The 21,968-nt window shown below is 63.0% G+C and carries 21 protein-coding genes and 1 riboswitch; of the genes, 16 read left to right on the forward strand and 5 right to left on the reverse strand.

Annotation, left to right across the window (positions count from 1 at the left end; translation table 11 throughout):
- The first annotated feature begins 254 nt into the window (after positions 1–254).
- The 3 genes from NKJ58_RS30200 to NKJ58_RS30210 are packed head-to-tail and all read left to right on the forward strand — an operon-like array spanning position 255 to position 2,906.
- The gene (locus tag NKJ58_RS30200) at positions 255–821 is read left to right on the forward strand and encodes a sigma-70 family RNA polymerase sigma factor (protein ID WP_023683483.1); all 567 of its coding nucleotides are present in this window, start codon (positions 255–257) and stop codon (positions 819–821) included.
- Positions 822–835: 14 nt separating this feature from the next.
- A complete protein-coding gene (locus NKJ58_RS30205; RefSeq protein ID WP_352854613.1) occupies positions 836–1,504 on the forward strand; it encodes an anti-sigma factor in 669 nt (222 codons plus the stop codon).
- Positions 1,494–2,906 carry a S8 family serine peptidase gene (locus NKJ58_RS30210; protein ID WP_352514617.1) on the forward strand — a complete coding sequence of 471 codons (1,413 nt, stop codon included), beginning with the start codon at positions 1,494–1,496 and terminating at the stop codon, positions 2,904–2,906. The genes NKJ58_RS30205 and NKJ58_RS30210 overlap by 11 nt, the downstream gene beginning before the upstream one ends.
- A 25-nt stretch (positions 2,907–2,931) precedes the next feature.
- Here NKJ58_RS30210 and NKJ58_RS30215 read toward each other — a convergent pair whose 3' ends face one another.
- Together NKJ58_RS30215 and NKJ58_RS30220 are read right to left on the reverse strand one after the other, a co-directional pair.
- Positions 2,932–4,278 carry an NAD(P)/FAD-dependent oxidoreductase gene (locus NKJ58_RS30215; RefSeq protein ID WP_023668894.1) on the reverse strand — a complete coding sequence of 449 codons (1,347 nt, stop codon included), beginning with the start codon at positions 4,276–4,278 and terminating at the stop codon, positions 2,932–2,934.
- Between the two features lie 166 nt (positions 4,279–4,444).
- Positions 4,445–5,467: a substrate-binding domain-containing protein gene (locus tag NKJ58_RS30220; RefSeq protein ID WP_023668893.1), complete on the reverse strand. Its 1,023-nt coding sequence runs from the start codon at positions 5,465–5,467 to the stop codon at positions 4,445–4,447.
- 364 nt (positions 5,468–5,831) lie between these two features.
- Here NKJ58_RS30220 and NKJ58_RS30225 point away from each other — a divergent pair, with 364 nt between their 5' ends.
- The 5 genes from NKJ58_RS30225 (at position 5,832) to NKJ58_RS30245 (ending at position 12,441) form a co-directional block, all read left to right on the forward strand.
- Positions 5,832–7,187 (forward strand): ABC transporter substrate-binding protein, encoded by a 1,356-nt coding sequence (locus NKJ58_RS30225; protein ID WP_023668892.1) that lies wholly within the window; start codon positions 5,832–5,834, stop codon positions 7,185–7,187.
- A gap of 235 nt (positions 7,188–7,422) precedes the next feature.
- On the forward strand, positions 7,423–8,436 hold the full coding sequence (locus tag NKJ58_RS30230) for a carbohydrate ABC transporter permease (protein WP_023668891.1): 1,014 nt from the start codon (positions 7,423–7,425) through the stop codon (positions 8,434–8,436).
- A 1-nt stretch (position 8,437) separates the two neighbouring features.
- A complete protein-coding gene (locus NKJ58_RS30235) occupies positions 8,438–9,592 on the forward strand; it encodes a carbohydrate ABC transporter permease (RefSeq protein ID WP_023668890.1) in 1,155 nt (384 codons plus the stop codon).
- A gap of 5 nt (positions 9,593–9,597) precedes the next feature.
- A complete protein-coding gene (gene bglA, locus NKJ58_RS30240; RefSeq protein ID WP_352813281.1) occupies positions 9,598–11,262 on the forward strand; it encodes a beta-galactosidase BglA in 1,665 nt (554 codons plus the stop codon).
- A gap of 66 nt (positions 11,263–11,328) precedes the next feature.
- A complete protein-coding gene (locus NKJ58_RS30245) occupies positions 11,329–12,441 on the forward strand; it encodes an ABC transporter ATP-binding protein (RefSeq protein WP_352813282.1) in 1,113 nt (370 codons plus the stop codon).
- Positions 12,442–12,512: 71 nt separating this feature from the next.
- Here NKJ58_RS30245 and NKJ58_RS30250 read toward each other — a convergent pair whose 3' ends face one another.
- From NKJ58_RS30250 to NKJ58_RS30260, 3 genes are all read right to left on the reverse strand, one after another.
- Entirely contained in the window at positions 12,513–12,746 is a 234-nt protein-coding gene (locus NKJ58_RS30250) for a DUF680 domain-containing protein (protein ID WP_352813283.1), read from the reverse strand.
- A 71-nt stretch (positions 12,747–12,817) separates the two neighbouring features.
- Positions 12,818–13,021, reverse strand: a complete 204-nt coding sequence (locus tag NKJ58_RS30255; RefSeq protein WP_352813284.1) for a DUF680 domain-containing protein — start codon at positions 13,019–13,021, stop codon at positions 12,818–12,820.
- A gap of 66 nt (positions 13,022–13,087) precedes the next feature.
- Positions 13,088–13,294: a DUF680 domain-containing protein gene (locus tag NKJ58_RS30260; protein ID WP_023668885.1), complete on the reverse strand. Its 207-nt coding sequence runs from the start codon at positions 13,292–13,294 to the stop codon at positions 13,088–13,090.
- Between the two features lie 498 nt (positions 13,295–13,792).
- Positions 13,793–13,994: riboswitch (cobalamin riboswitch) on the forward strand.
- 117 nt (positions 13,995–14,111) lie between these two features.
- Here NKJ58_RS30260 and NKJ58_RS30265 point away from each other — a divergent pair.
- The 8 genes from NKJ58_RS30265 to NKJ58_RS30300 all read left to right on the forward strand — a co-directional run bounded on the left by NKJ58_RS30265 (position 14,112) and on the right by NKJ58_RS30300 (position 21,953).
- Complete coding sequence (locus tag NKJ58_RS30265) at positions 14,112–15,359, forward strand: aromatic ring-hydroxylating oxygenase subunit alpha (protein ID WP_352813285.1); 1,248 nt, start codon at positions 14,112–14,114, stop codon at positions 15,357–15,359.
- Between the two features lie 37 nt (positions 15,360–15,396).
- A complete protein-coding gene (locus NKJ58_RS30270) occupies positions 15,397–16,497 on the forward strand; it encodes an FAD-binding oxidoreductase (RefSeq protein WP_352854610.1) in 1,101 nt (366 codons plus the stop codon).
- 162 nt (positions 16,498–16,659) lie between these two features.
- Positions 16,660–17,082 (forward strand): PqqD family protein, encoded by a 423-nt coding sequence (locus NKJ58_RS30275; RefSeq protein WP_352520049.1) that lies wholly within the window; start codon positions 16,660–16,662, stop codon positions 17,080–17,082.
- A 152-nt stretch (positions 17,083–17,234) separates the two neighbouring features.
- Complete coding sequence (locus NKJ58_RS30280) at positions 17,235–18,284, forward strand: serine kinase (protein ID WP_352520048.1); 1,050 nt, start codon at positions 17,235–17,237, stop codon at positions 18,282–18,284.
- A complete protein-coding gene (locus NKJ58_RS30285; protein ID WP_023755573.1) occupies positions 18,281–19,024 on the forward strand; it encodes a glycosyltransferase family 2 protein in 744 nt (247 codons plus the stop codon). The genes NKJ58_RS30280 and NKJ58_RS30285 overlap by 4 nt, the downstream gene beginning before the upstream one ends.
- Before the next feature lie 33 nt (positions 19,025–19,057).
- Positions 19,058–19,810 carry a glycosyltransferase family 2 protein gene (locus NKJ58_RS30290; protein WP_023755574.1) on the forward strand — a complete coding sequence of 251 codons (753 nt, stop codon included), beginning with the start codon at positions 19,058–19,060 and terminating at the stop codon, positions 19,808–19,810.
- Positions 19,795–20,487, forward strand: coding sequence for a glycosyltransferase family 2 protein (locus tag NKJ58_RS30295; RefSeq protein WP_352520047.1), 693 nt, complete (start codon positions 19,795–19,797; stop codon positions 20,485–20,487). Before NKJ58_RS30290 ends, NKJ58_RS30295 begins: the two co-directional genes overlap by 16 nt.
- Complete coding sequence (locus NKJ58_RS30300; protein ID WP_352520046.1) at positions 20,487–21,953, forward strand: nucleotidyltransferase family protein; 1,467 nt, start codon at positions 20,487–20,489, stop codon at positions 21,951–21,953. Before NKJ58_RS30295 ends, NKJ58_RS30300 begins: the two co-directional genes overlap by 1 nt.
- Positions 21,954–21,968: the final 15 nt, after the last annotated feature.

The raw sequence follows: 21,968 nt of genomic DNA on the forward strand, positions 1-21,968 counted from the left end.
GACACACGGCACATGAAGCTTGTCCGCCGCAGCGCCGCGCCAACCAATCCGCTTGGCGCTGCGGCGGACGCATAGGGGGAGAGAAGTGTCACCTACGTATCCGGTTCAAAGTGTTACCCATCTATCGGCTGGACAGACGCTCTGGCAACACTCCCTCTCTTCGGTTAGCTTCGCCAAAATTCCTTGGCGGAAGGATGAACCTTTTTGAACCTATCGGCGACAGAGCAGACAGGAGCCAGGCGGCTCGACCGGCCATGACGGCAGCGACCGAGACTGATCGCGCGCTTGTCGACCGGGTCGCGAAGGGCGACCGTGCCGCTGTTCGGCTGCTGTTCATGCGTCACCACGCGCGGGTCTACCGCTTCGTGGTGCGCCAGACGGGATCGGAAATGATGGCCGACGATATCGCAAACGAGGTCTTTCTCGAGCTGTGGCGCCAGGCGCCCGGTTTCGAAGGGCGCTCGGAAGTCTCGACATGGCTGCTCGGCATCGCCCGGTTCAAGGCGCTGTCGATGCTGCGCAAGAAAAAAGAAGACTGGATCGATGACGATGATGCGGCGCAGGTTCCCGATGGCGCCGACACGCCGGAAGTCGCCACCATGAAGGAAGACAAGGGCGCCGCCTTGCGGCGCTTCGTCGATGCCTTGCCGGAGGAACACCGCTCGGTGATCGACCTTGCCTATTACCATGGACAGTCGGTGACGGAGATCGGCGAGGTACTCGGCATCCCGGTCGCCACTGTCAAGACCCGAATGTTCTACGCCCGCAAGAAACTCGGCGAAGCCCTCAAGGCCGCCGGTTACGACAGGGGGTGGCCATGAGCAATCCTGAAGACATGAGCGCCGCTGAAAAAATGTCGCGCCGTGACGAAATGGAAACGCTGCTGCCGTTCTACCTGAACGGCTCGCTGGAAGGCTGGGACCTCGAAGCCGTCGAGGAATGGCTGGCGTCCGATCCGGCGGCGATGGCGGCGCTTGGCGAGGCTGAGGCGGAATTCTCCGGCGCCACCGCCGCCAACGAGGCGATCCGGCCACCGGCCGATGCGCTCAGCCGCTTTGCCAGGGCGCTCGACGCCGAAGCCGGACCGGTCCGCGCTCCCGCGGGCCGTTCCTGGCTGGCGCAGGCACTCGGCCGTTTCATGGCGGTGCCGGTCGGTGTCGCCTGGGCGGCAGCGGCGGTGCTGCTGGCGTTGGTCGTGGTGCAGTCCTACGTGCAGACCGGCGGCAAGAGCCATGATTTCGAGATTGCCGGCGCCGAGGATGATCTGGCCAAACTGCCGTTCGCGCTGGTCAAGTTCAAGCCGGATGCGAAGATGTCCGACATCGCTGTTTTCCTCGACCAGAACGCGCTGAAGATCGCCGGCGGGCCGGCCGCCTCGGGCGTCTTCCGCATTGCCATCCCGGTCAAGACCGGAGCAGACTACACCAGGCTCGTCGGCCTTATTGCCGCCCAGCCGTTCGCGGAGACTGTGATCGAGGGAAGGAAACCGGTTGATGGCAGCTAGGGCGGTCATTCGATTTGCGGCGATCCTGGTGGCGGCGACGACAATCGTCGCCGTGCCGGCGTCGGCGCAGACCAATGATCCCAATGCCGGCCGGGCCGACTGCACCGACGCGGCCGGAGCGGCGGCTGCCGACTGCCCGAAAGACGGCAATGAGGCCAACGTCGGCGGCGAACCAGGCGCAGTTACCCTTCCGGCCCTGATCGTCGACCTGTTTCCCAACCCACCGGCTCCCGTAGCGCCCGTGCCGACGCCGCGGCCGTCAGCGCCGCCTGCCGACACGCAGGCCGGGCCACCCGCCGGCGGGGCGATCGTTTCGCCGACCGATCTTGTCGCGACCGCGCCGCGCCGTGCCATCGCCGGCGAGTTCGTGCCCGACGAGGTGCTGGTGACCGTCGACGGCGATGCCGGCGCCGTCCAGCAGATCGCCGCCTCCTTCGGCCTTGAAGTGCGCTCGCAGCGCCAGTCGCGGCTGCTCGGCACCACGCTGGTGCGCTTCGGCATTCCCGACGGCCGCCCGGTCGGCGCCGTGCTGGCGCAGCTGGCCGCCGATGGCCGCACCCTGCGGCGCGAGCCAAACCATATCTATTCGCTGCAGCAGGCGGCCGGCATCGTCAACTATGCCTTCGAGCGCATTCAGCTCGACAACAAGCAAGCCAGTGGCGAAAACGTGCGCATCGCCGTCATCGACACCGGCATAGACGACACCAATCCGGCGCTGACCGGCGTCATTGCCGACCAGTTCGACGCCATGCCCAACGTGCCGGTCGAAAAGCGTGACCACGGTACCTCGGTCGACGGGCTGATCGCCGGCGTCGGCGCGCTCGAAGGCATGGCGCCCGGCGCCAGGATCTATCACGCCCGCGCCTTCGAGGACGGCAGGTCGACCATGGATGTCATCCTGTCGGCGCTCGACTGGGCGGCGGACCAGAATGTCAGCATCATCAATATGAGTTTCGTCGGCCCCAAGAACGATCTGCTCGCCACCGCCTGCCGCAATGCGCGCGGGCTCGGCATCATCCTGGTCGCTGCTGCCGGCAACAACGGGCCGAAAGCGCCCTATGGCTACCCCGCCGCCTATGACGGCGTGATCGCGGTCACCGCCACCGACGCCAAGGACGGGCTGATGCAGCAGGCCAATCGCGGCGCTTATGTCTTCATCTCGGCGCCCGGCGTCGAGATGGTGGCGCCGAGCGGCGCCGGCTCTGACGTCGTCACCGGCACCTCGTTTGCCGCCGCGATCGTGTCCGGCGCTATCGCCAATTTGATCCACGCTTCACCCGAGCGCTCCGCCGACGACATCGAAAAGGCGCTGGCCGCCACCGCCAGGGATCTCGGTCCGAAGGGACGGGACAATGATTTCGGTTATGGGCTGCTGGATACGAAGGCGGCGGCGAACAAGTAAACCGGGCGAAATTCGCGCCACCAATTCAGAGCGCCGGGCCCAGCCGGACAGGGCTGCCATCATGGAAGCGTGACAGCCGGAAGCGGCTGAGGTCGTGCCCCGTCTGGTTTCCCTGGATCAGGTCGGCAACGACACGGCCTATGCCAGGCCCGATACCGAAGCCGTGACCGCTCATTCCCGTCGCGACGAAAAGACCGCCGACGGCCTGCACATGATCCACGATGGGGACGACGTCCGGCATGGCGTCGATCATGCCGCCCCAGCCTGCCTTCAGGCGAACTGTTTCGAGCTGTGGAAAAAGACGTCCGAAATTGCGTTCTATCGAACGCAGACCGGCTCGTTCAGGGGGCGGGTTCAGCACCCGCATTTTTTCGAAAGGACTGACGGAATCCGGCGCCCAATCGCGCGGCGTCGACCACGCATCAGGGTAACCTGACGGGGCGAACGGAAAGTAGCGCGTCCCGAACGGGTTATCCCTGAGGGCGGGAAGGTATTTGGTGGCGTGCCGGAATGCGTCAGGCCCCAAATAAAGCAAATGGCTGCCGCCCGCGGCGAGCGTATATCCGCCATCCTGCCTGCGCCGGAACGCGATGTGTTCGTCGGCCGCCGCACCGGCATAGACCTCAGGCATGGGCTCCGTTGCGGCTGCGGTTACTCTGACGCTGAGCTGGGGGATGGAGATGCCGTGTCTGCGCAAGAACAGAGATGACCAGGCGCCGCCGGCGACCAGCACGCTGGAGGCCTCGACATACCCCGCCTCGGTCCACACGCCCTTGACCTTGCCGCCTGAGAGTTCGAGGGTTCGCGCTGCGCAATTCTCGACGATTTTGACGCCTTTTCGCACGGCGAGCCGGGCAAGTGCGGGCACCGCCAGCCAAGGCTCCGCGCGCATGTCGGAGGGCGTCGTCATCGCGCTCTTGAATTTGCGCGACATGCCTTTGATGAGTGTCGCGGTTTCGTCTGCATCCAGGAGACGGGTGTCGAGCGCATGGATCGCGGCGATCTTCATGAAGGCTTCGAACCCGGCCATGTCCTTGTCGGTGTTCGCCAGGTAGGTCACACCTGTCTGGGTCAGGCCGATGTCCTCGCCGCATTCCTCAGCCAGTTGCCGCCACAGGCGAATCGCCTCGATGACGATGGGCAGCTCGTCGGCGTCGCGTCCCTGCTTTCGAATCCAGCCCCAGTTTCGGGACGACTGTTCGGCCGCAATGCGCCCTTTTTCCAGCAGCGTCACCGGGATGTTCCGCTGTGCCAGGAAAAGCGCCGTCGTCACACCGATGATGCCGCCACCGACAATGACCACCTCCGACGTTTTCGGCGGTGGGCCAGGATGCCGGATTGGATCCGTTTCGGAGAACGGGAATATGGGCAAGTGGCGCACCCTGAGGACTGGTTGATGGCTCTGGCTTACTGGTTGCCACCCACTCGAAGCCAAATCAAGGACAGGTCCAGGCAGACCGTTGTCCCAACGAAGTCAATCTATCTGCGGGCAACATCCACATGGGTGAACTTGCCCAGCGGAGCAATTGGATTAATCCCTAAACCGGCGCGCCGGCGACCGAGCCTCTCACCACCAGGTCGACAGGCCAGACCTCGCCCCGCGCCCCTTCTTCCAAGCCGGAAATGCGCGCTGCCAGGCGTTTGGCGATGCGGGCGCCGGCGAGGCGGATCGACGAGCGCGTCGTCGACAGCGGCACGGAAAAATTCTCCGGCTTCAGCCATGGAAAGACGTCGTCATGGGCAATCAACGACAGGTCGCCGGGAATGGTCAGGCCAAGGTCGCGCACCGCGCGCACGACGCCGAGCGACATGATCAGGCTGGAGCAGGCGATCGCCGTCGGCCGCTCGCTCTGTTCGAGCAGGCGCCTGGCGGCGCGGTAGCCGTTCTCCTCGGTCATGGTGAGTGAACAGACATGGCGCTCGCCGAGCGTCAGGCCGCTCGCGGCCAGCGCCCTGCGCATGCCGCGCTCGCGGTGGATGGCGAAGGTCTCGCGGTCGTCGCCATTGATCAGCGCCAGCCGCCGGTGGCCGAGCTGAACCAGCAGCCGGGCCGCATCGTGGAAGCCGCCCTCATTGTCAATGTCGGTGAAAGGGTAGTCGAAATCGGAACCCTCGCTGCGGCCATGGACGATGAAGGGAATGCCGAGCGTGTTGACCAGCGCCACCCGCCGGTCGGCCGGGCGCGGCGAGGAGATGTAGACGGCGTCGACCTGTCGGTTGGCGACGATGCGGCGATAGGTGGTTTCCTGGTCGTCGGCATCGGCCGGCGACAGCACCAGGTCGAGCTCGTGCGAGCGGGCATAGTCGCCGAGGCCGGAGAGGAATTCGACGAAATGCGGGTCGATGTCGACGGAGGCGCCCGTCGGCAGGACATAACCGATCATGCCCGTCTTGCCGGTCGCCAGCCGGCGCGCGCTCGGGTTGGGCCGGTAGCCGTGGCGCTTGGCGGCATCCACCACACGCCGGCGGGTTTCCTCGTTGACCTCGGGATAGCCGTTGAGCGCACGGCTTACCGTTGTCTGCGACAGGGCCAGCATATGAGAGAGCTGCTTCAGGTTCACCGGGAGGCCTCCAAGCCTCAAAGCGCTTTTAATTTTGAAGCCACGCGGCGCCACAATGGGCGCGGCCAAGCTGGTCGACCATACGCACTGGTCAGGCCAGTTTGAAGCTTAATACGCTGCTGCACCGCCGTAAAACTATGCTGCAGCGCACTTTACCAAGTCTTCCAGCTCGAAATTAAATCGATTAGCCCACCGCCCTCTTGACTTCCAGCCGATTCAATGGCGAGATCAAAAAGACCAAAGCGCTTTGGAAGACTCTTCGAAAGGTTGCGGTTCCTTTCTGAACGAGTCACAGTCCTGCAGCGTCGGCGGGCGGAATGGAGGTTCCGTCCGGGTGTATGTGTCCACACTGGGAGGAATACCGATGAAGAAGATGCTTCTGCTTGGCGCAGCGTTTGCCACGCTCGCCTTGTCCCTGCCGGCGCAAGCCGAACTGAAGTTCAAGCCCGGGGAAGACAAGCGCTTCAACTGGGCCAATTACGAAGAACTGAAGAAGGTCGATCTCAAGGGCGAGACACTGACTATCTTCGGGCCCTGGCGCGGCGAGGACGAAGGCCTCATCCGCACTGTTCTCGAATATTTTCAGGAAGCCACCGGCGCCGAGATCAAATACTCCTCGTCGGAAAATTACGAACAGCAGATCGTCATCGATACCCAGGCCGGCAGCCCGCCCAATATCGCCGTACTGCCGCAGCCGGGCCTGATCCAGGATCTGGCGTCCAAGGGCCTTTTGACGCCGCTGGGCGACGACACCGCCAAATGGATCAAGGACAATTACGGCGCCGGCCAGTCATGGGTCGATCTCGGCACCTTCAAGGACAAGGACGGCAAGCCGGGCTTCTTCGCCTTTCCCTACAAGGCCGACGTGAAATCGCTGGTCTGGTACTCGCCGGACAATTTCGAGGAAGCCGGCTACAAGGTTCCCAAGACCCAGGAAGAGCTCGCCGATCTCGAGAAGAAGATCATCGCCGACGGCGGCACGCCGTGGTGCATCGGCCTCGGCTCAGGCGGCGCTACCGGCTGGCCGGCGACCGACTGGGTCGAAGACATCATGCTGCGCACCCAGGCGCCCGACGTGTATGACAAGTGGGTAAAGAACGAGATCCCGTTCAACGATCCGGCGGTGGTCAACGCCATCGACATTTTCGGCAAGATCGCGACCGACGACAAGATGGTCGACGGCGGGGCCAAGGCGGTTGCCGCGACCGACTTCCGCGACAGCCCGAAGGGCCTCTTCTCGGTGCCGCCGAAATGCTACCTGCACCATCAGGCATCGTTCATCCCGACCTTCTTCCCGGAAGGCACAAAGGTTGGACAGGACGCCGACTTCTTCTACTTCCCGCCCTATGCATCCAAGCCCGAGCTGGGCACGCCTGTGCTCGGCGCCGGCACGCTGGCCATGATCACCAAGGACTCGAAGGGTGCACGCGCGTTCATCGAATTCCTGAAAATGCCGCTGGCACATGAAATCTGGATGGCCCAGGGCGGCTTCGTCACGCCGCTTAAGTCGGTCAACAAGGATGCCTATGCCAGCGACGCGCTGAAGAAGCAGGGCGATATCCTTGCCAATGCCTCGACCTTCCGCTTCGACGGTTCGGACCTGATGCCGGGCAAGATCGGCGCCGGCGCCTTCTGGACCGGCATGATCGATCTGGTCGGCGGCAAGTCGGCGCAGGATGTCGCCACCGACATCCAGAAGAGCTGGGACGCTATCAAGTAGTCAGCTGGCAAGCAGTCAGCTGGCAAGTAACCACTGCCAAGTAATCAGCCGCTTTGGCGGCAAATTCAGGACTTCCTCCACAGACTGGGTCCGGGCCGCTATGGCCCGGATCCGACCGGCGCCTTACGCCGGACCGATTTGCGTTCGTTCGTTTCAGAATAACTTAAATCGGCGCAGAGCCACATCGCCAGGGCTGTTCAAGGCCCGGCCGATCATGCGCAGGGAAGAGGGACCCATGGCTGCTCAGATCTTATCGGCCATTTTTGTCATCATCATCGGCGTCGGCGGCTGCGTCGCCTATTTCTGGGGCGCCAACAAGCTGGTCGACCTGATATTCCCGTCGCGCGGCGTGGCCGGGGCTGCGGCCATCGACAATCTGCGCCGGCAAGGACTGGTCCGTCCGTGGCTGTTCGTCGGCCCGGCGATGATCATCCTCACCGTCTACCTGATCTATCCGGTGGTGGCGACGCTCTGGCTGTCCTTCCTCGACCGCGGCGGCCAGCATTTTGTCGGCTTCGCCAACTATGAATGGGCGTTCGGCGACCGCGAGTTCCGCAACTCGATCCTGAATAACATCATCTGGCTGGCGGTGGTGCCCGCCGCCTGCACCTTTCTAGGGTTGATAATCGCCGTGCTCACGGACAAGATCTGGTGGGGCACAATCGCCAAGAGCCTGATCTTCCTGCCGCTGGCGATCTCCTTCGTCGGCGCCAGCGTGATCTGGAAATTCATCTACGAATATCGCGGCGAGGGCCAGACGCAGATCGGCCTGCTCAACGCCATCATCCAGTATTTCGGCGGCCAGCCGCAGGTCTGGATATCGCTGCCGTTCTGGAACAATTTCTTCCTGATGATCATCCTGATCTGGATCCAGACCGGCTTTGCCATGGTCATCCTGTCTTCGGCGTTGCGCGGCATCCCCGAAGAGACGCTTGAAGCCGCGGTCATCGACGGCGCCAATCCGTTCCAGATCTTCTGGAAGATCATGGTGCCGCAGATCTGGGGCACCATCGCCGTGGTCTGGACGACGATCACCATCCTGGTGCTGAAAGTGTTCGACATCGTGCTGACCATGACCAACGGCCAATGGAACAGCCAGGTGCTGGCCAATCTGATGTTCGATTGGATGTTCCGCGGCGGCGGCGATTTCGGCCGCGGCGCCACCATCGCCATCATCATCATGATCGCGGTCATCCCGATCATGGTCTGGAACATCCGCCAGGCGAACAAAGAGACGGGAGGACATTGAGATGGCCGTCGCGACCGGAAAGTCCTTTGCCAGCCGCTTCGGCGTCCACATCGCCGTGCTTGTCTTCGTCGCCGTCTGGACCGTGCCGACGCTCGGCATCCTGGTCTCGTCGCTGCGCGACAAGGACCAGATCATCGCCTCGGGCTGGTGGAACTCGTTCTCCAGCTCCAGCCAGACTGAAGCCGGCCGCCTGCCGCCGGCCTCGGCGCAGGTCGAGAAGGACGGCAAGTTCGTGCTTGCCGGCAATATCTTCGGCGACGGTGCTGCGCGCAACATCAGCGCCTTCGGCGTCAAGTCGGCGGCACCGACGCAATATCCGGCCGGCACCACTGCCGATCTCGGCGACGGCGTGACCTTGCAGCTCAATGCCGACGGAACGTTCGTCATGAGTTCGCCCAAGGCTTTCGAAGGCGACCGTGGCCAGCGCGTCTATTACGCCTCGTCGGCGCCACCGAAATTCACCACCGACAATTACAAGACCGTGCTGTTTTCGGAGGGCATCGGCCGCTCGTTCATAAACTCGCTGACCGTCACCATCCCGGCGACGGTCATCCCGATCCTGATCGCCGCCTTCGCCGCCTATGCATTGGCGTGGATGCGTTTTCCCGGCCGCGCCTTGCTGATCGCCACAATCATCGGCCTGCTGGTCGTGCCGCTGCAGATGTCCTTGATCCCGCTTTTGAAGATCTACAACGGCGTCGGCATCTTCTTCGGTGTGCCGTCGAAAACCTATCTCGGCATCTGGCTGGCGCATACCGGCTTCGGCCTGCCCTTCGCCATCTATCTCCTGCGCAGCTATATTGCCGGCCTGCCGCGCGAGATCATGGAATCGGCGCGCATCGACGGCGCCAGCGATTTCGAAATCTTCGTCAAGATCGTGCTGCCGCTGTCCTTCCCGGTGCTGGCGTCCTTTGCGATCTTCCAGTTCCTGTGGGTGTGGAACGACTTATTGGTGGCAATGGTTTTCCTCGGTACCGAAGGGGATCAGATCGTGCTGACCGCGAAGCTCAACGCACTGCTCGGCTCGCGCGGCGGCGACTGGGAAATCCTGACGACATCGGCCTTCGTCACCATTATCGTGCCGCTGATCGTGTTCTTCTCGCTGCAGCGCTATTTCGTCCGCGGGCTGCTGGCCGGCTCGGTCAAAGGAGGTTGAGACTTATGCAAGCCGCTTTGAAGGCGACCTCGAAGCCCGATCTCGCCGTCGGTCGCGACTGGTGGCGGGGCGCGGTGATCTACCAGATATATCCGCGCTCCTATCAGGACTCCAATGGCGACGGCATCGGCGACCTCAAGGGCATCATCCGCAGGCTGACCTACATCGCCTCGCTCGGCGTCGACGCCATCTGGATTTCGCCCTTCTTCAAGTCGCCGATGAAGGATTTCGGCTACGATGTGTCGGACTATTGCGACGTCGACCCGATGTTCGGGACGCTCGCCGATTTCGACGCGCTGGTTGCGGAAGCCCATCACCTCGGCCTCAAGGTGATGATCGACGAGGTGCTGTCGCACACCGCCGACAACCATCCATGGTTCAAGGAGAGCCGCGCCAGCCGCGGCAATCCGAAGGCCGACTGGTATGTCTGGGCCGACGCCAGGCCGGACGGCACGCCGCCCAACAACTGGCTGTCGATCTTCGGCGGCTCGGCCTGGCAGTGGGACACCAGCCGCCAGCAATATTACCTGCATAATTTCCTGTCCGAGCAGCCCGATCTCAACTTCCACAATCTGGAAGTCCAGGACGCGCTGCTCGACGTCACCCGCTTCTGGCTGGAGCGCGGCGTCGACGGCTTCCGCCTCGACACCATCAATTTCTACTTCCACAGCCAGGGGCTGGAGAACAATCCGCCGCTGCCGCCCGAAGAGCGCAACGACCAGACAGCACCTGCGGTCAATCCCTACAACTACCAGGACCATATCTACGACAAGAGCCGGCCGGAAAACCTTGCCTTCCTCGAACGGTTCCGGGCGCTGCTCGACGAATATCCGGCAACCGCCGCAGTCGGCGAAGTCGGCGATTCGCAACGCGGGCTGGAAGTGGTCGCCGCCTACACCGCCTGCGGCAAACGCGTCCACATGTGCTATTCCTTCGATTTCCTGGCGCCGGAAAAGATCAGCGCCGCCAAGGTGCGCGAGGTGCTGGAAGCCTTCGGCAAAGTCGCCAGTGACGGCTGGTCGTGCTGGGCCTTTTCCAACCACGACGTGATGCGTCCGGCCTCGCGCTGGGCCGCCGACGAGGCCGACCCGGCCGCCTATCTGAAGGTTATCTCGGCGCTGCTGATGTCGCTGCGCGGTTCGGTCTGCCTCTATCAGGGAGAGGAGCTTGGGCTTGGCGAAGCCGAGTTGCAGCTCGAGGATCTGCAGGACCCCTACGGCATTCGCTTCTGGCCCGAATTCAAGGGCCGCGACGGCTGCCGCACGCCGATGGTGTGGGATGCAACCGCCAGCAATGCCGGCTTTTCGACGGCCAAGCCCTGGCTGCCGGTGCCGGGCAAGCACTTGTCGCAAGCGGTCAATGTTCAGCAGGGCGACGCGGCCTCGCTGCTCGAGCACTACCGGCGCTTTCTCGGTTTCCGCCGCCAGCATCCGGCCCTGGCCAAAGGCGACATCGAGTTCATCGAAAGCGAGGGCGACACCGTCGCCTTCACCCGCCGTGAGGGCAATGAGCAGATCGTCTGCGTCTTCAATCTGGCCAGCAAGCCGGCCGAGGTCGATCTCGGTGGTCAGGCGCTGCTGCCATTGGCCGGGCACGGTTTTTCGGGACAATCCGGCACAGGTTCCATCCGCCTCGGCGGCTACGGCGCCTGGTTCGGGCGCATCGACTGAGTTTTTGACGAAACTGGATTTTTTGAGGAAATCCAGGTTCTCTAGGGAAATCACTGGGAGGAAATTATGGCCGATGTCACGCTGAGACAGGTGAAGAAATCATACGGCAATCTGCACATTCTCCACGGCATCGACCTCGACATAAAGTCGGGCGAGTTCATCGTCTTCGTCGGCCCGTCGGGTTGCGGCAAGTCGACCTTGCTGCGGTCCATCGCCGGGCTTGAGGAGATCACCTCCGGCGAGCTGAAGATCGCCGGCGAGGTGGTGAACGATGTGCCGCCTTCCAAGCGCGGCATCGCCATGGTGTTCCAGTCCTATGCGCTCTATCCGCACATGACCGTCTACGACAACATGGCCTTCTCGATGAAGATCGGCAAGGAAAGCAAGGCCGAGATCGACAAGCGGGTGCGGCAGGCAGCGGAGATCCTGCAGCTGACCAAATATCTCGACCGCCTGCCCAAGGCGATGTCGGGCGGCCAGCGCCAGCGTGTCGCCATCGGTCGCGCCATCGTGCGCAATCCGAAAGTGTTCCTGTTCGACGAGCCGCTGTCGAATCTCGACGCGGCGCTGCGCGTCGCGACCCGCATCGAGATCGCCAAGCTCAAGGAATCGATGCCTGCCACGACCATGATCTACGTCACCCACGATCAGGTCGAAGCGATGACGCTCGCCGACCGCATCGTCGTGCTGAAGGATGGCCATATCGAGCAGGTCGGCACGCCGATGGACCTCTACAAGAAGCCCGGCAATCTGTTCGTTGCCCAGTTCATAGGCTCGCCGGCCATGAACATCCTGCCGGCGACAATCGACAGGACGGGCAACCCGACAATCGTCAGCCATGTCGGCGGCCGCAAGGCAACGGTGCCGATCGCAACGCCGGCGTCAGCAAAGGGTGCGCCAGTCAGCTTCGGCGTGCGGCCGGAGGATCTGTCGGCCGCCACCGGCGCGGAATATCTTTTCGAGGGCGTGGTGGACTATGTCGAGCAACTCGGCGAGGTGCAGCTTGTCTATGTCGATATCGGCCGCGCCGACCTGCCGTTGGTGACCAAGCTGCCCGGCAATGTCGAGGTCAAGCGCGGGGCAAAGCTGCGACTGACCGCGGATGCCGGGGACCTGCACATCTTCGACGCCGATGGGCACTCCTTCTCGCTCAAGCCGGTGGAAGTGAAGGCGGCTTGAGATAGCTGCGTCGTACAGGCATGAAAAAGAGCGGCGGGCCTGGCCCGCCGCTCTTTTTTAAGCTTCGGCTGTTAGTTGTTGCCGAACCGATCCCTGTCGCTGCTCTGAGGAACGAACTTCTGTTGGTCGTTCGACGAGTTCAGCAGCTTGTAGACCGCCGAGTTGGTGCCGGTCGACGAAGTGCGGGTGGTGTCGACGGCAGCGGCCGGCTGGTTGGCGCCATTGGAGCCATAATTGTCGCTGCCGGCAAAGGCAGCGCTCGAAACAGCCAGAAGGGCTGCGGTGGCAAGAACGATCTTCTTCATTTTAGTCTCCTGAATTTTTCTGATGCCGCTAGCTGCAGCGGATAAGCCCGCCGCGTGCTGGGAACCGGCTTTTAACGGCCGAAAAGGTTACGGTCGGCACCGTGGGCAGGCGTCTGCTCGGCTGGAGCCGACTTCTCAACCGAAGCCGTATGGCCACTATCGGTCGACGTAATCGCAGGCTGGTTGGCGCCGTTCGAACCGTAGTTGTCGCTGCCGGCGAAAGCGCTGCCGGAGATGGCCAAAACGGCGGCGGCAGCAAGGATGATCTTTTTCATTTCAAATACTCCTGAATTTTTTGGGATCCCGAGAGCGACGGGTTAGCCGCCCTTCTTTGGTCGGGATCAGCGATTGCCGTAGAGGTCGCGGTCGGCGCCCTGAACGACAGGCTGCTTGTCAGCGTGCGCCGGCTTCTGAATGGAAGCCGTATACGAGCTGTCGACCGAGACGGCTGGCTGGTTCGCACCATTGGAACCGTAATTGTCGCTACCGGCGAAGGCGCTGCCGGTGATCGCCAAAACGGCTGCGGCAGTGAGGATGATCTTTTTCATTTTTAGTACTCCAGTTTGTCTGTCCGTCTAGCGGCGTGTCTTGGGAGGAATTCGCGTCGTTCGGACAGCCCCGATGTGGGAAAGCCAAAGGCTGGTTTCCAATCACGAAGTTGTTCCGTGTGGACCACGCTCCTGCACCTTGAAATTGTACCAGGAAGTTCCTTCATGGCTGTTTATTGTATTGTTTTCAGTTGCTTATGTCGAACCGAGTGGTTCGCTCCGGTGTCGGTTTCCGGGCCGTCGTTCACACCGTCCTGCACGCATTGTCAACCGAAACGAACCGTTCGGTTCGATTAGAGGTTGCTAATAGTAACTTTTCGATACCGTTGAGCCCTTTTTGCCCCCGATCGAACTGGATCCGCAGCGATTCGAAACGGCATGATGGCGTCGCAAGAAACGTCTCAGCTCTTTGACCGGCGGCGGGGAGCGTATGCCGCGCGTGTCGCGCCGCATGGATACGATGTCGCTTTCATGCCGACGTCGCGATCGCTGCCGTGATTAGATGATCGCATCTCAGGTGCCGCTTCGTGACGACGCAGCGGAGAATTGGGAAGCCGGTCAGAATCCGGCGCTGCCCCCGCAACGGTGGTGGAGTTGAAGTCGCAACGGGAGACCACTGGGCAAGAGCCTGGGAAGGTGTCGCGATGGTCCGCAAGGACAACTCCAGAGCCCGGAAACCAGCCCGAGATGCATAGACTCGACTGATCGCGGTGGGCGGTCAAGAGGTGGATAGTGCATGTCCGGCGCCGCGCCGGCCTGCGTCCGATCCTTCCTCCATCACCACCAAGTTCAGTCCTTAAACCACGAGGACAGAACTATGGATACGCGCAACGACATGCTGAGGCTCCTGAACGGCCGCAAGCAAGGCTTTTCGCTGGAACAGCCCTTCTACACCGACCCGGACTATTTCAAGCTCGACATGGAGCTTATCTGGTATCGCGACTGGCTGTTCATCGGCCATGATTGCGAACTGCCGAAGCCCGGCAGCTATATCACCGTGCAGATCGGCGATTATCCGGTGGTGCTGGTCCGCGACCGGAAGGGCAACATCAACGCCTTTCACAATTCCTGCCGCCATCGCGGCAGCCGTGTCTGCAACACTGAGAAGGGCATGGCGGCAAAGCTTGTCTGCCCCTATCACCAGTGGACCTACGAGCTTGACGGCCGGCTGCTGTTTGCCCGCCAGATGGCCGACGGTTTCGACAAGAGCCAGTTCGGCCTGAAGCCCGTCGCCTGCGAGAGCGTCGGCGGCTACATCTTCATCTGCCTGGCGAAAGAACCTGCCGACTTTGCGCCGATGCGCGCCATGATAGAGCCCTACCTCAAGCCGCACCGGCTGAATGAAGCCAAGGTCGCCTTCGAGAGCACCATCATCGAGAAGGGCAACTGGAAGCTGGTCTGGGAAAACAACCGCGAATGCTATCACTGCGCCGGCAATCATCCAGAGCTGTGCAAGACATTCCCCGAAGCGCCGACGGTGACCGGCGTGCAGGGCGCCGACAGCGATCCGGAGATGCTGGCGCACTGGGGGAAATGCGAGGCGGCGGGCCTGCCGAGCAAGTTCCGCATCGATCCGGCCGGGCAATACCGCGCCACCCGCGCGCCGCTGCTGCGCGATGCCGTCAGCTACACGATGTCGGGAAAGCGCGCGGTGACGAAGAACCTGTCCGACACTGTTGCCGCCGACCGCATCGGCACCTTGATGCACTACCACTATCCGACGACCTGGAACCACATCCTGATCGACCATGCGGTCACCTTCCGGGTGCTGCCGATCAGCGCCACCGAAACCGCGGTGACGACCAAGTGGCTGGTGCACAAGGATGCGGTCGAGGGCGTCGACTACAACCTTGAAGAGCTCACCCACGTCTGGACCGAGACCAACGACCAGGACCGCCGCATCGTCGAGGAAAACGCCTTCGGCATCCTGTCGCCGGCCTATGAGCCCGGCCCCTATTCGGAGCTGCATGAGGGCGGCGTGATCCAGTTCGTCGAATGGTACGCGGCCTTCATCGGCCCGCGCCTTGCCGAAGGCGGCCGGCCGGCGCTGCGCAGCGTCGCGTGAGCTGGAGCAGGCGAAGAGGGACCAGAGGATGAATGCGATGACGGATCTTGGGCTCTATCGCCATCTCGACCAGATGGCGCCGTGGAACGACAGGCTGCAGGTGCTGGAAGTGATCGGCGTCAGCGACGAGGCGCCCGACGTCAAGACCTTCACCTTCCGCTCCGACAACCAGACCTGGTTCCGCTACAAGCCGGGCCAGTTCCTGACGCTGGAACTGCCGACACCGGACGGGCCGCTGATGCGCACCTACACGCTGTCGTCGTCGCCATCGCGGCCGTTTTCGATCGCGGTGACGATCAAGGCGCAGGCCGGCAGCATCGGCACGCGCTGGATGTTCGACAATCTGGCACCCGGTTCGCACGTCAAGGCCTATGGACCGGCGGGCGACTTCTCGTTGCACAGCCACCCGGCGGCCAAATACCTGTTCATTTCGGCTGGCTCCGGCGTGACGCCGATGATGTCGATGCTGCGCTGGCTGAACGACTGCGCGCCATGGACCGATGTCGGTTTCGTCAACTGCGCGCGGCGTGCCGAAGAGATCATCTTCCGCAAGGAACTCGAACTGCTCGGCGGCCATATGCCCGGCCTGTCGCTCGGCTTCATGATCGAGGAACGTTCCAGCCGCGAGGGCTGGTACGGTCATATGGGGCGCATCGACGCGATCCGGCTGCCCTTGCTGGCTCCGGATTTCCGCGAGCGCGAAATCTTCTGCTGCGGCCCCGATCCGTTCATGCGCGCCGTGCGCGGCATGCTGGATGCCGCCGGCTTCGACATGACGAAATACCATCAGGAGAGCTTTGCCGCGCCTGTGGTGGAGGAAATTCCGGCGCCGATTGCCTCCCCGGTCGAGGACGGCATCGCTGCACCTGTCGAAGCCGTGACGCCGATCCGCTTCTCGCTTTCGGAGGTCGATGCCGAATGCGTCGCCGGCCAGACCGTGCTGCAGACCGCGCGCAGCTCGGGCGTGCGGATACCCGCCGCCTGCGAGTTCGGCCTGTGCGGCACCTGCAAGGTGAAGAAGGTCTCCGGCGAAGTCGAGATAAGCCACAATGGCGGCATCCTCGACCACGAGATCGATGACGGTTTCATCCTTGCCTGCTGCTCGAAACCGTTGTCGGCGCTCGAAATCGAGGCTTGAGCCGGTCGACTTCGCCGCAACGGTCGCCGACGCAGGCGTTGTGTTCGCGGGTCTTTGTCTTGCCAAGCATGGGCCGAGTGATTTAGACGCACTTAGGAAGGGCTGGGCAGACCGTGAAACCGGCGCATCCCTTCATGGGCGCATGGAACGGGGGACAGAGCGATGCAACAGCGGGTCTACGCGGTCGCAAGCAAGGACATCGTTTTCGAATCATTCGATGGCGAAGCCGTCGTTCTCGATCTTTCGAACGGTAAGTATTTCGGCTTTTCCGATTCCGGCAGCCGGGTCTGGCAGGCTTTGTCGTCCGGCGTCGCCACTGAAGCACTGGTCGGAGCTGCCGCGGGCGCCGCAAAAATAAGCCTGGCCGACCTCGAAAGCTTCGTTGCCCGACTGCTCGATTTCGGGTTGCTTGCGCCAGCCGAAAGACCGGCACAACCGCTTTCGGGCGAGCTGTCGGCTGCGCTTGCTGCCAGCAATGAGCCGCTCAAGGTCGATGTCCATGACGACCTTGCCGATCTCATCATTGTCGACCCGATCCATGAGGTCGAGGAACCTCTCGGCTGGCCGGCGGTGAAACAGGCATAATCGTTTCCCTAAAGCGCGTCGCATTTGAACGGACTCAGGCGACGCGCTTTAGGTCTTTGTTTTTATGCATGTCGTCGTCTCAAAACCGGGGCCACCCCGAGCGACATGCATCAGGCGACCCGGCGCAATTCTGGACGCTGAACAACCAACACATGCCTTTGATCACGCTGCAAACCCTGCCGGATTATGCCCGCCATGTGCTGGCGGCCGCGGAAAGCGCCGCCGCCTTCTATCCCGTTACCGCCGGGGTGCGGTTGCCGGGACTGGACCTGAGTGTCCACCTCGACCATGGCACGCTGGCGGAAGCCATGAGCCATGCCTTCATACCGGCCCCGGAAAATCCGTCTGCATCTGACGGCTGCCGCATTTTCGTCGCCCACCCGGCCATCGACGGCGTTCCCGCCCCGGCCACCTGGGGCCGAGGCGATTACAACCATCATGCCTTTGCCAACCGGCTGGAAGAGGCCGGATTGCGCGGCAGCTACTATCATGACCTCGATTTCTGGCAGTTCCATGATCCGCAACGCCATGTCGGGGCGCAGCTGATGATGGCGGCCGAGGCCTTTCCGCCATGGGAACAGGCGGCGCCGCTGCGCGCCTTCCTGCATTGGGAATATGCGGCGCGCGGCATGCGGCTTACCCATGCCGGCACGCTGGGCATCGATGGCAAGGGCGTGTTGCTGGCGGGCTCCGGGGGAGCCGGAAAATCGGGAACAGTCGTCGCCGGCCTGCTCAATGGGCTCGATAGCGTCGGCGACGACTATGTGCTGATCGACCGGACCGGGGGGGTGACGGCCTATCCGCTGTTTGCCACGCTCAAGCAGGATCCGGAGGGCTTCAAGCGGCTGAAGCTGGAGGAGCGGCTAAAGTCGTACCAACCGCTGAACTGGCAAGGCAAGCATGCCTTTCACATCAACGAGATCGCGCCTCGACCAACTCCTCCAAGTCTGGACATTATTGCTTTGATAGTGCCCCATATCAGGGGAGGTGCGAGAAGCTCGGTCATGCCCATATCGCGCAAGGATGCCATGATCGCCCTGGCGCCGTCAGGAATCGTGCAGATGCCGGGCGAGCGGGAAGCGGGCTTTCGCTTTTTCAGCGAGCTTACCCGCGATCTGCCATGCTACCGGCTGTCGCTGGGGACCGAGCCGCGCGAGATCGCCGGCACGATTGCGGATTTCGTCCTTCGGGGCTCCGCATGAAGTTGAGCGTCATCGTGCCGGTCTGCAATCGGGAGATCTATGTCGTTTCGACGTTGCGGTCCCTGCTCAGGCAACGCGACGATGCCGATCTCGATATCATCGTTGTCGACGATGGCTCGACGGACAGCTCCGTTGAAGCAGTCCGCGCCATCATGCGGGAAGCGTCGTGCATCCGCCTGTTCCAGCAGGCAAACCAGGGCGTGGCCAACGCGCGCAACACAGGGCTGAGGCAGTTGCTGCCGCAAACCGAACTGGTGTCGTTCCTGGATTCGGACGACGTCTCGCCGGCTGGACGATTCAAGGCTGGCCTACCCCTGTTCGCGGCCGACCCTGCGCTCGAGCTGACCTACTCGCTGATGACGCGCGTCGATCTCATGGACGACGAAGCCCTGCAGCCGGCACCGGGCGGCGCAGGTCCCACCGTGCGCGGCGTCAGCCTTAGCGCCGGGATATTCCGCAGGGCACTCATCGACCGTACAGGTGCTTTCGACGAGGAGTTCCGGCAGGGCGAAGACGCCGACTATCTGCTGCGCATTTTCGAAACCAGCCCAAAGCACATTTTTCCCGACACCGTCGCGGTATACTACCGGCGCCACCCCGGCAATTTGACCAAGCAAAGGGATGTGGCGGTGCGCGAATACCTACGTGTAATTCAGAAATCCTTGCGGCGGCGCAAGGCCGATCCGTCGCGGCGCCCGGTCGAGGGGCTTTTCGAGATCAAGCGCCCGGCAGAGTGGTGAAAGAATGAATAGATCACAGCCTGGAATGCGTGCGTGAAGCTGAGCGTGATCATGCCGGTCTACAACCGCGAACGCCATGTCGGCTCGGCGCTGCGCTCGCTGCTGAGGCAGCGCGATGCCGCCGATCTCGACATCATCGTTATCGATGACGGTTCGACCGACAGTTCGGTGGCGGTCGTGCGCTCGCTGATCGCGGAGGCGCCGTGCATTCGCCTTTTCCAGCAGCAGAATGCCGGGGTGACGCGGGCACGCAACGCGGGCTTGCGGCAATTGCTGCCGCAGACCGGGCTGGTATCGTTTCTCGATTCCGACGACATTTCCCCGCCGGGCCGCTTCAAGGCGGATCTGACCTGTTTCGACGCAGACCCCACCCTCGAGCTCACCTATTCGCGCATGACGCTGGTCGACGACATAGATGACGATACGCTGGAGCCGACAGCCGACAGCCACTCGGTGACGGTTCGCGGCATTCACCTGTCGCCCGCTATCTTCGTCCGGCGGTTGGTCGAACGCATCGGCAGCTTCGACGAGGATTTCCACCAGGCCGAGGACACCGACTATCTGCTGCGCACTTTCGAAAGCGGGCCGAAATTCACGATGCCCGACACTGTTGCGCTCTATTACCGGCGCCATCCCGGCAACATGACCAGGCAGGCCGATGTTCCTTTTCGCGAATTCATGCGCGCCGTCTACAAGTCGATGAAAAGGCGCGAGGCCGACCGCTCCTTGCACCCTGTCGACGGCATCTTCGATTTCAAGGAACTTGCGAATTGGCGTTTCCTGTGATGGCCAGCTACGGCGTCGTCATTCCGGCCTTCAACGCGACCGCCACCATCGCCGAGACGCTGCGATCGGTCGCGGCCCAGACGGTCCAGCCCGACGCCATGATCGTCGTCGATGACGGCTCGACCGACGATACGGTCGCGGTGGTCAATGCGCTGGGCATGCCGGTGCAGGTGTTGCGCCAGGACAATGCCGGACCAGGCAGCGCCACCACCAGGGGCATCGCCGCGCTGGCGACGCCCTTCGTCGCCACGCTCGATGCGGACGATCTGTGGCTGCCGACCAAGATCGAAAGGCAGCTGGAGCATTTCGAGCGGTTTCCCGCGACGGCAGGAGTCTTTGCCCACTGGCGGACGTTTCGCGATGACAAGCCCGATGTGCAACAGGACGTGGCGGTGGCGGGCTGGTCGCGCACGACGATGATGATCCGCCGGGAGGTAGCCGAGGCCGTCGGTCCGATCATCGACCCGCAAGGCGGTCGCGGCGACATGGTCGACTGGATCGCCCGTGCCCGCGAGGCGGGCTTTGCGCTTGCCATGCTCGACGATGTCCTGACCTTGCGCCGCATCCGGCCCGACAGCATGTCCTATGGACGCGACCCCGTGCGCGACCGCGGTTATGTCGAAGTCGTAAGGCTGGCCATGCAAAGGCGAGCAGCGAAAAAGGCGAGCGCCGACTGATGGCCAATGCCATGCGCCGTATCGGCCGTCAGTTTCCGGACTATGGTTGGTCATGGCCAACTGGCGGACTCGACCAGCTGCTGAAGGCCGCATTGCTGCCCGATGAAGAAGCGGCAGGGCGTTACGCGGCGCGCTGGCTCGACGAGAACGACATCGACCATGTTGCCTTCCGCGAGCATCGGCTGCTGGCCGCGATCTCCGACAGGTTTGGCCGCAAGCTCGCTGGGCATCCGGCCTATCCACGTCTTGTCGGCCTGCAAAAGATGCTGTGGACCAAATCGCGGCTGGCTGCGCGCGAGGCCGAGCCGGCGCTACAGGCCATGATCGACGCCGGCTGCGCGGTGATGCTAATCAAAGGCGCCAGCCGCATCGCCGTCAACGCGTGGGCGCAGCGCGGCCGGGTGGCGCACGACATCGACATACTGGTGCGCCCGCAGGACATGATTGCCGCCTTCGATGTGCTTAGCGAACGCGACTGGCAGATCGCCACCGGCGTCAGTCCGCAATATCTGCGCACCAGGCTGGCGTCCTTGCGTTCGATGAATTTCTTCAAGGGCAGTTTCGGCGACATCGACCTGCACCAGCTCGCTTATGACGGGTCGCAGCAAAGCGCGGAAGATGATCTGGCGATCTGGCAGCGGGCGCTGTCAGCCGACTTCAATGGCGTCCGCGTGCTTGTGCCCTCTCCGGCCGACCGCATGGCGCTTGCCATCGCACATGGCGGCCTCGATGCCCACACCCACAGCGACTGGCTGGTCGACTGTGCGGTCACCATCGAGAGTGGCGCAGTCAACTGGGGCGTGTTCGCCGACATCATCGCCAAGCGGGGCCTCGCCGTCGCCGCGGCGGTGGCGCTCTCCTATCTCTGCCTGGAGATCGGCATTGCGGTGCCGGAGGCCGAACTTGCAAAGACGATTGAGTTGGCCGACCGCGCCGGCCTGTCGCGCTGGTCCTCGGTGCTGCAGGCAAAGCCGCGCACCGATTTCGGCGGCCTCGTTTGGCTGTCTCGCGGCTTTGCCAAGCAGTTGCGCCTCAAACGCAAAAAGGGCCGCCTGCAGCAGCCGACGCCCGCCGTCTGGCGCGGCAGGCCGACATTGCGCAAGGCAAGAGCGACGTCGGCGCCGTTTGCACTTTCCCAGCCCCTGCCGCGTCCGGACAGGACTGGAGCGATGGTGCTGGACGTCACCGTCAGGATCGTCGTTCCACCAATCCGGCGCCGCATCGAGATGGAAATCAATGCCGGCGGCGGCCATGTCGCCCGCCTGCGTTCCATGGTGATCAGCCGCGCCGGCGGCGGACGTGTGCTGCGCTTTCGCGGCAAGGTAACGGTGGACGACACCGGCCGGCCTCTGGTGATCGAGGCACGGCCATCGCGTCAGTTCCGCAACTGGGACAATGAGGCCGAAGTCGCCGCCTATGGCGCGCTGCCGTTCCAATTGCTGTCGGCAAGGTTTTCACCCGCCTGAGAGCGGGTGGCTGTT

The organism is Mesorhizobium sp. M0139 (assembly GCF_040322455.1).
In the GTDB taxonomy this organism is placed as follows: Bacteria; Pseudomonadota; Alphaproteobacteria; order Rhizobiales; family Rhizobiaceae; genus Mesorhizobium.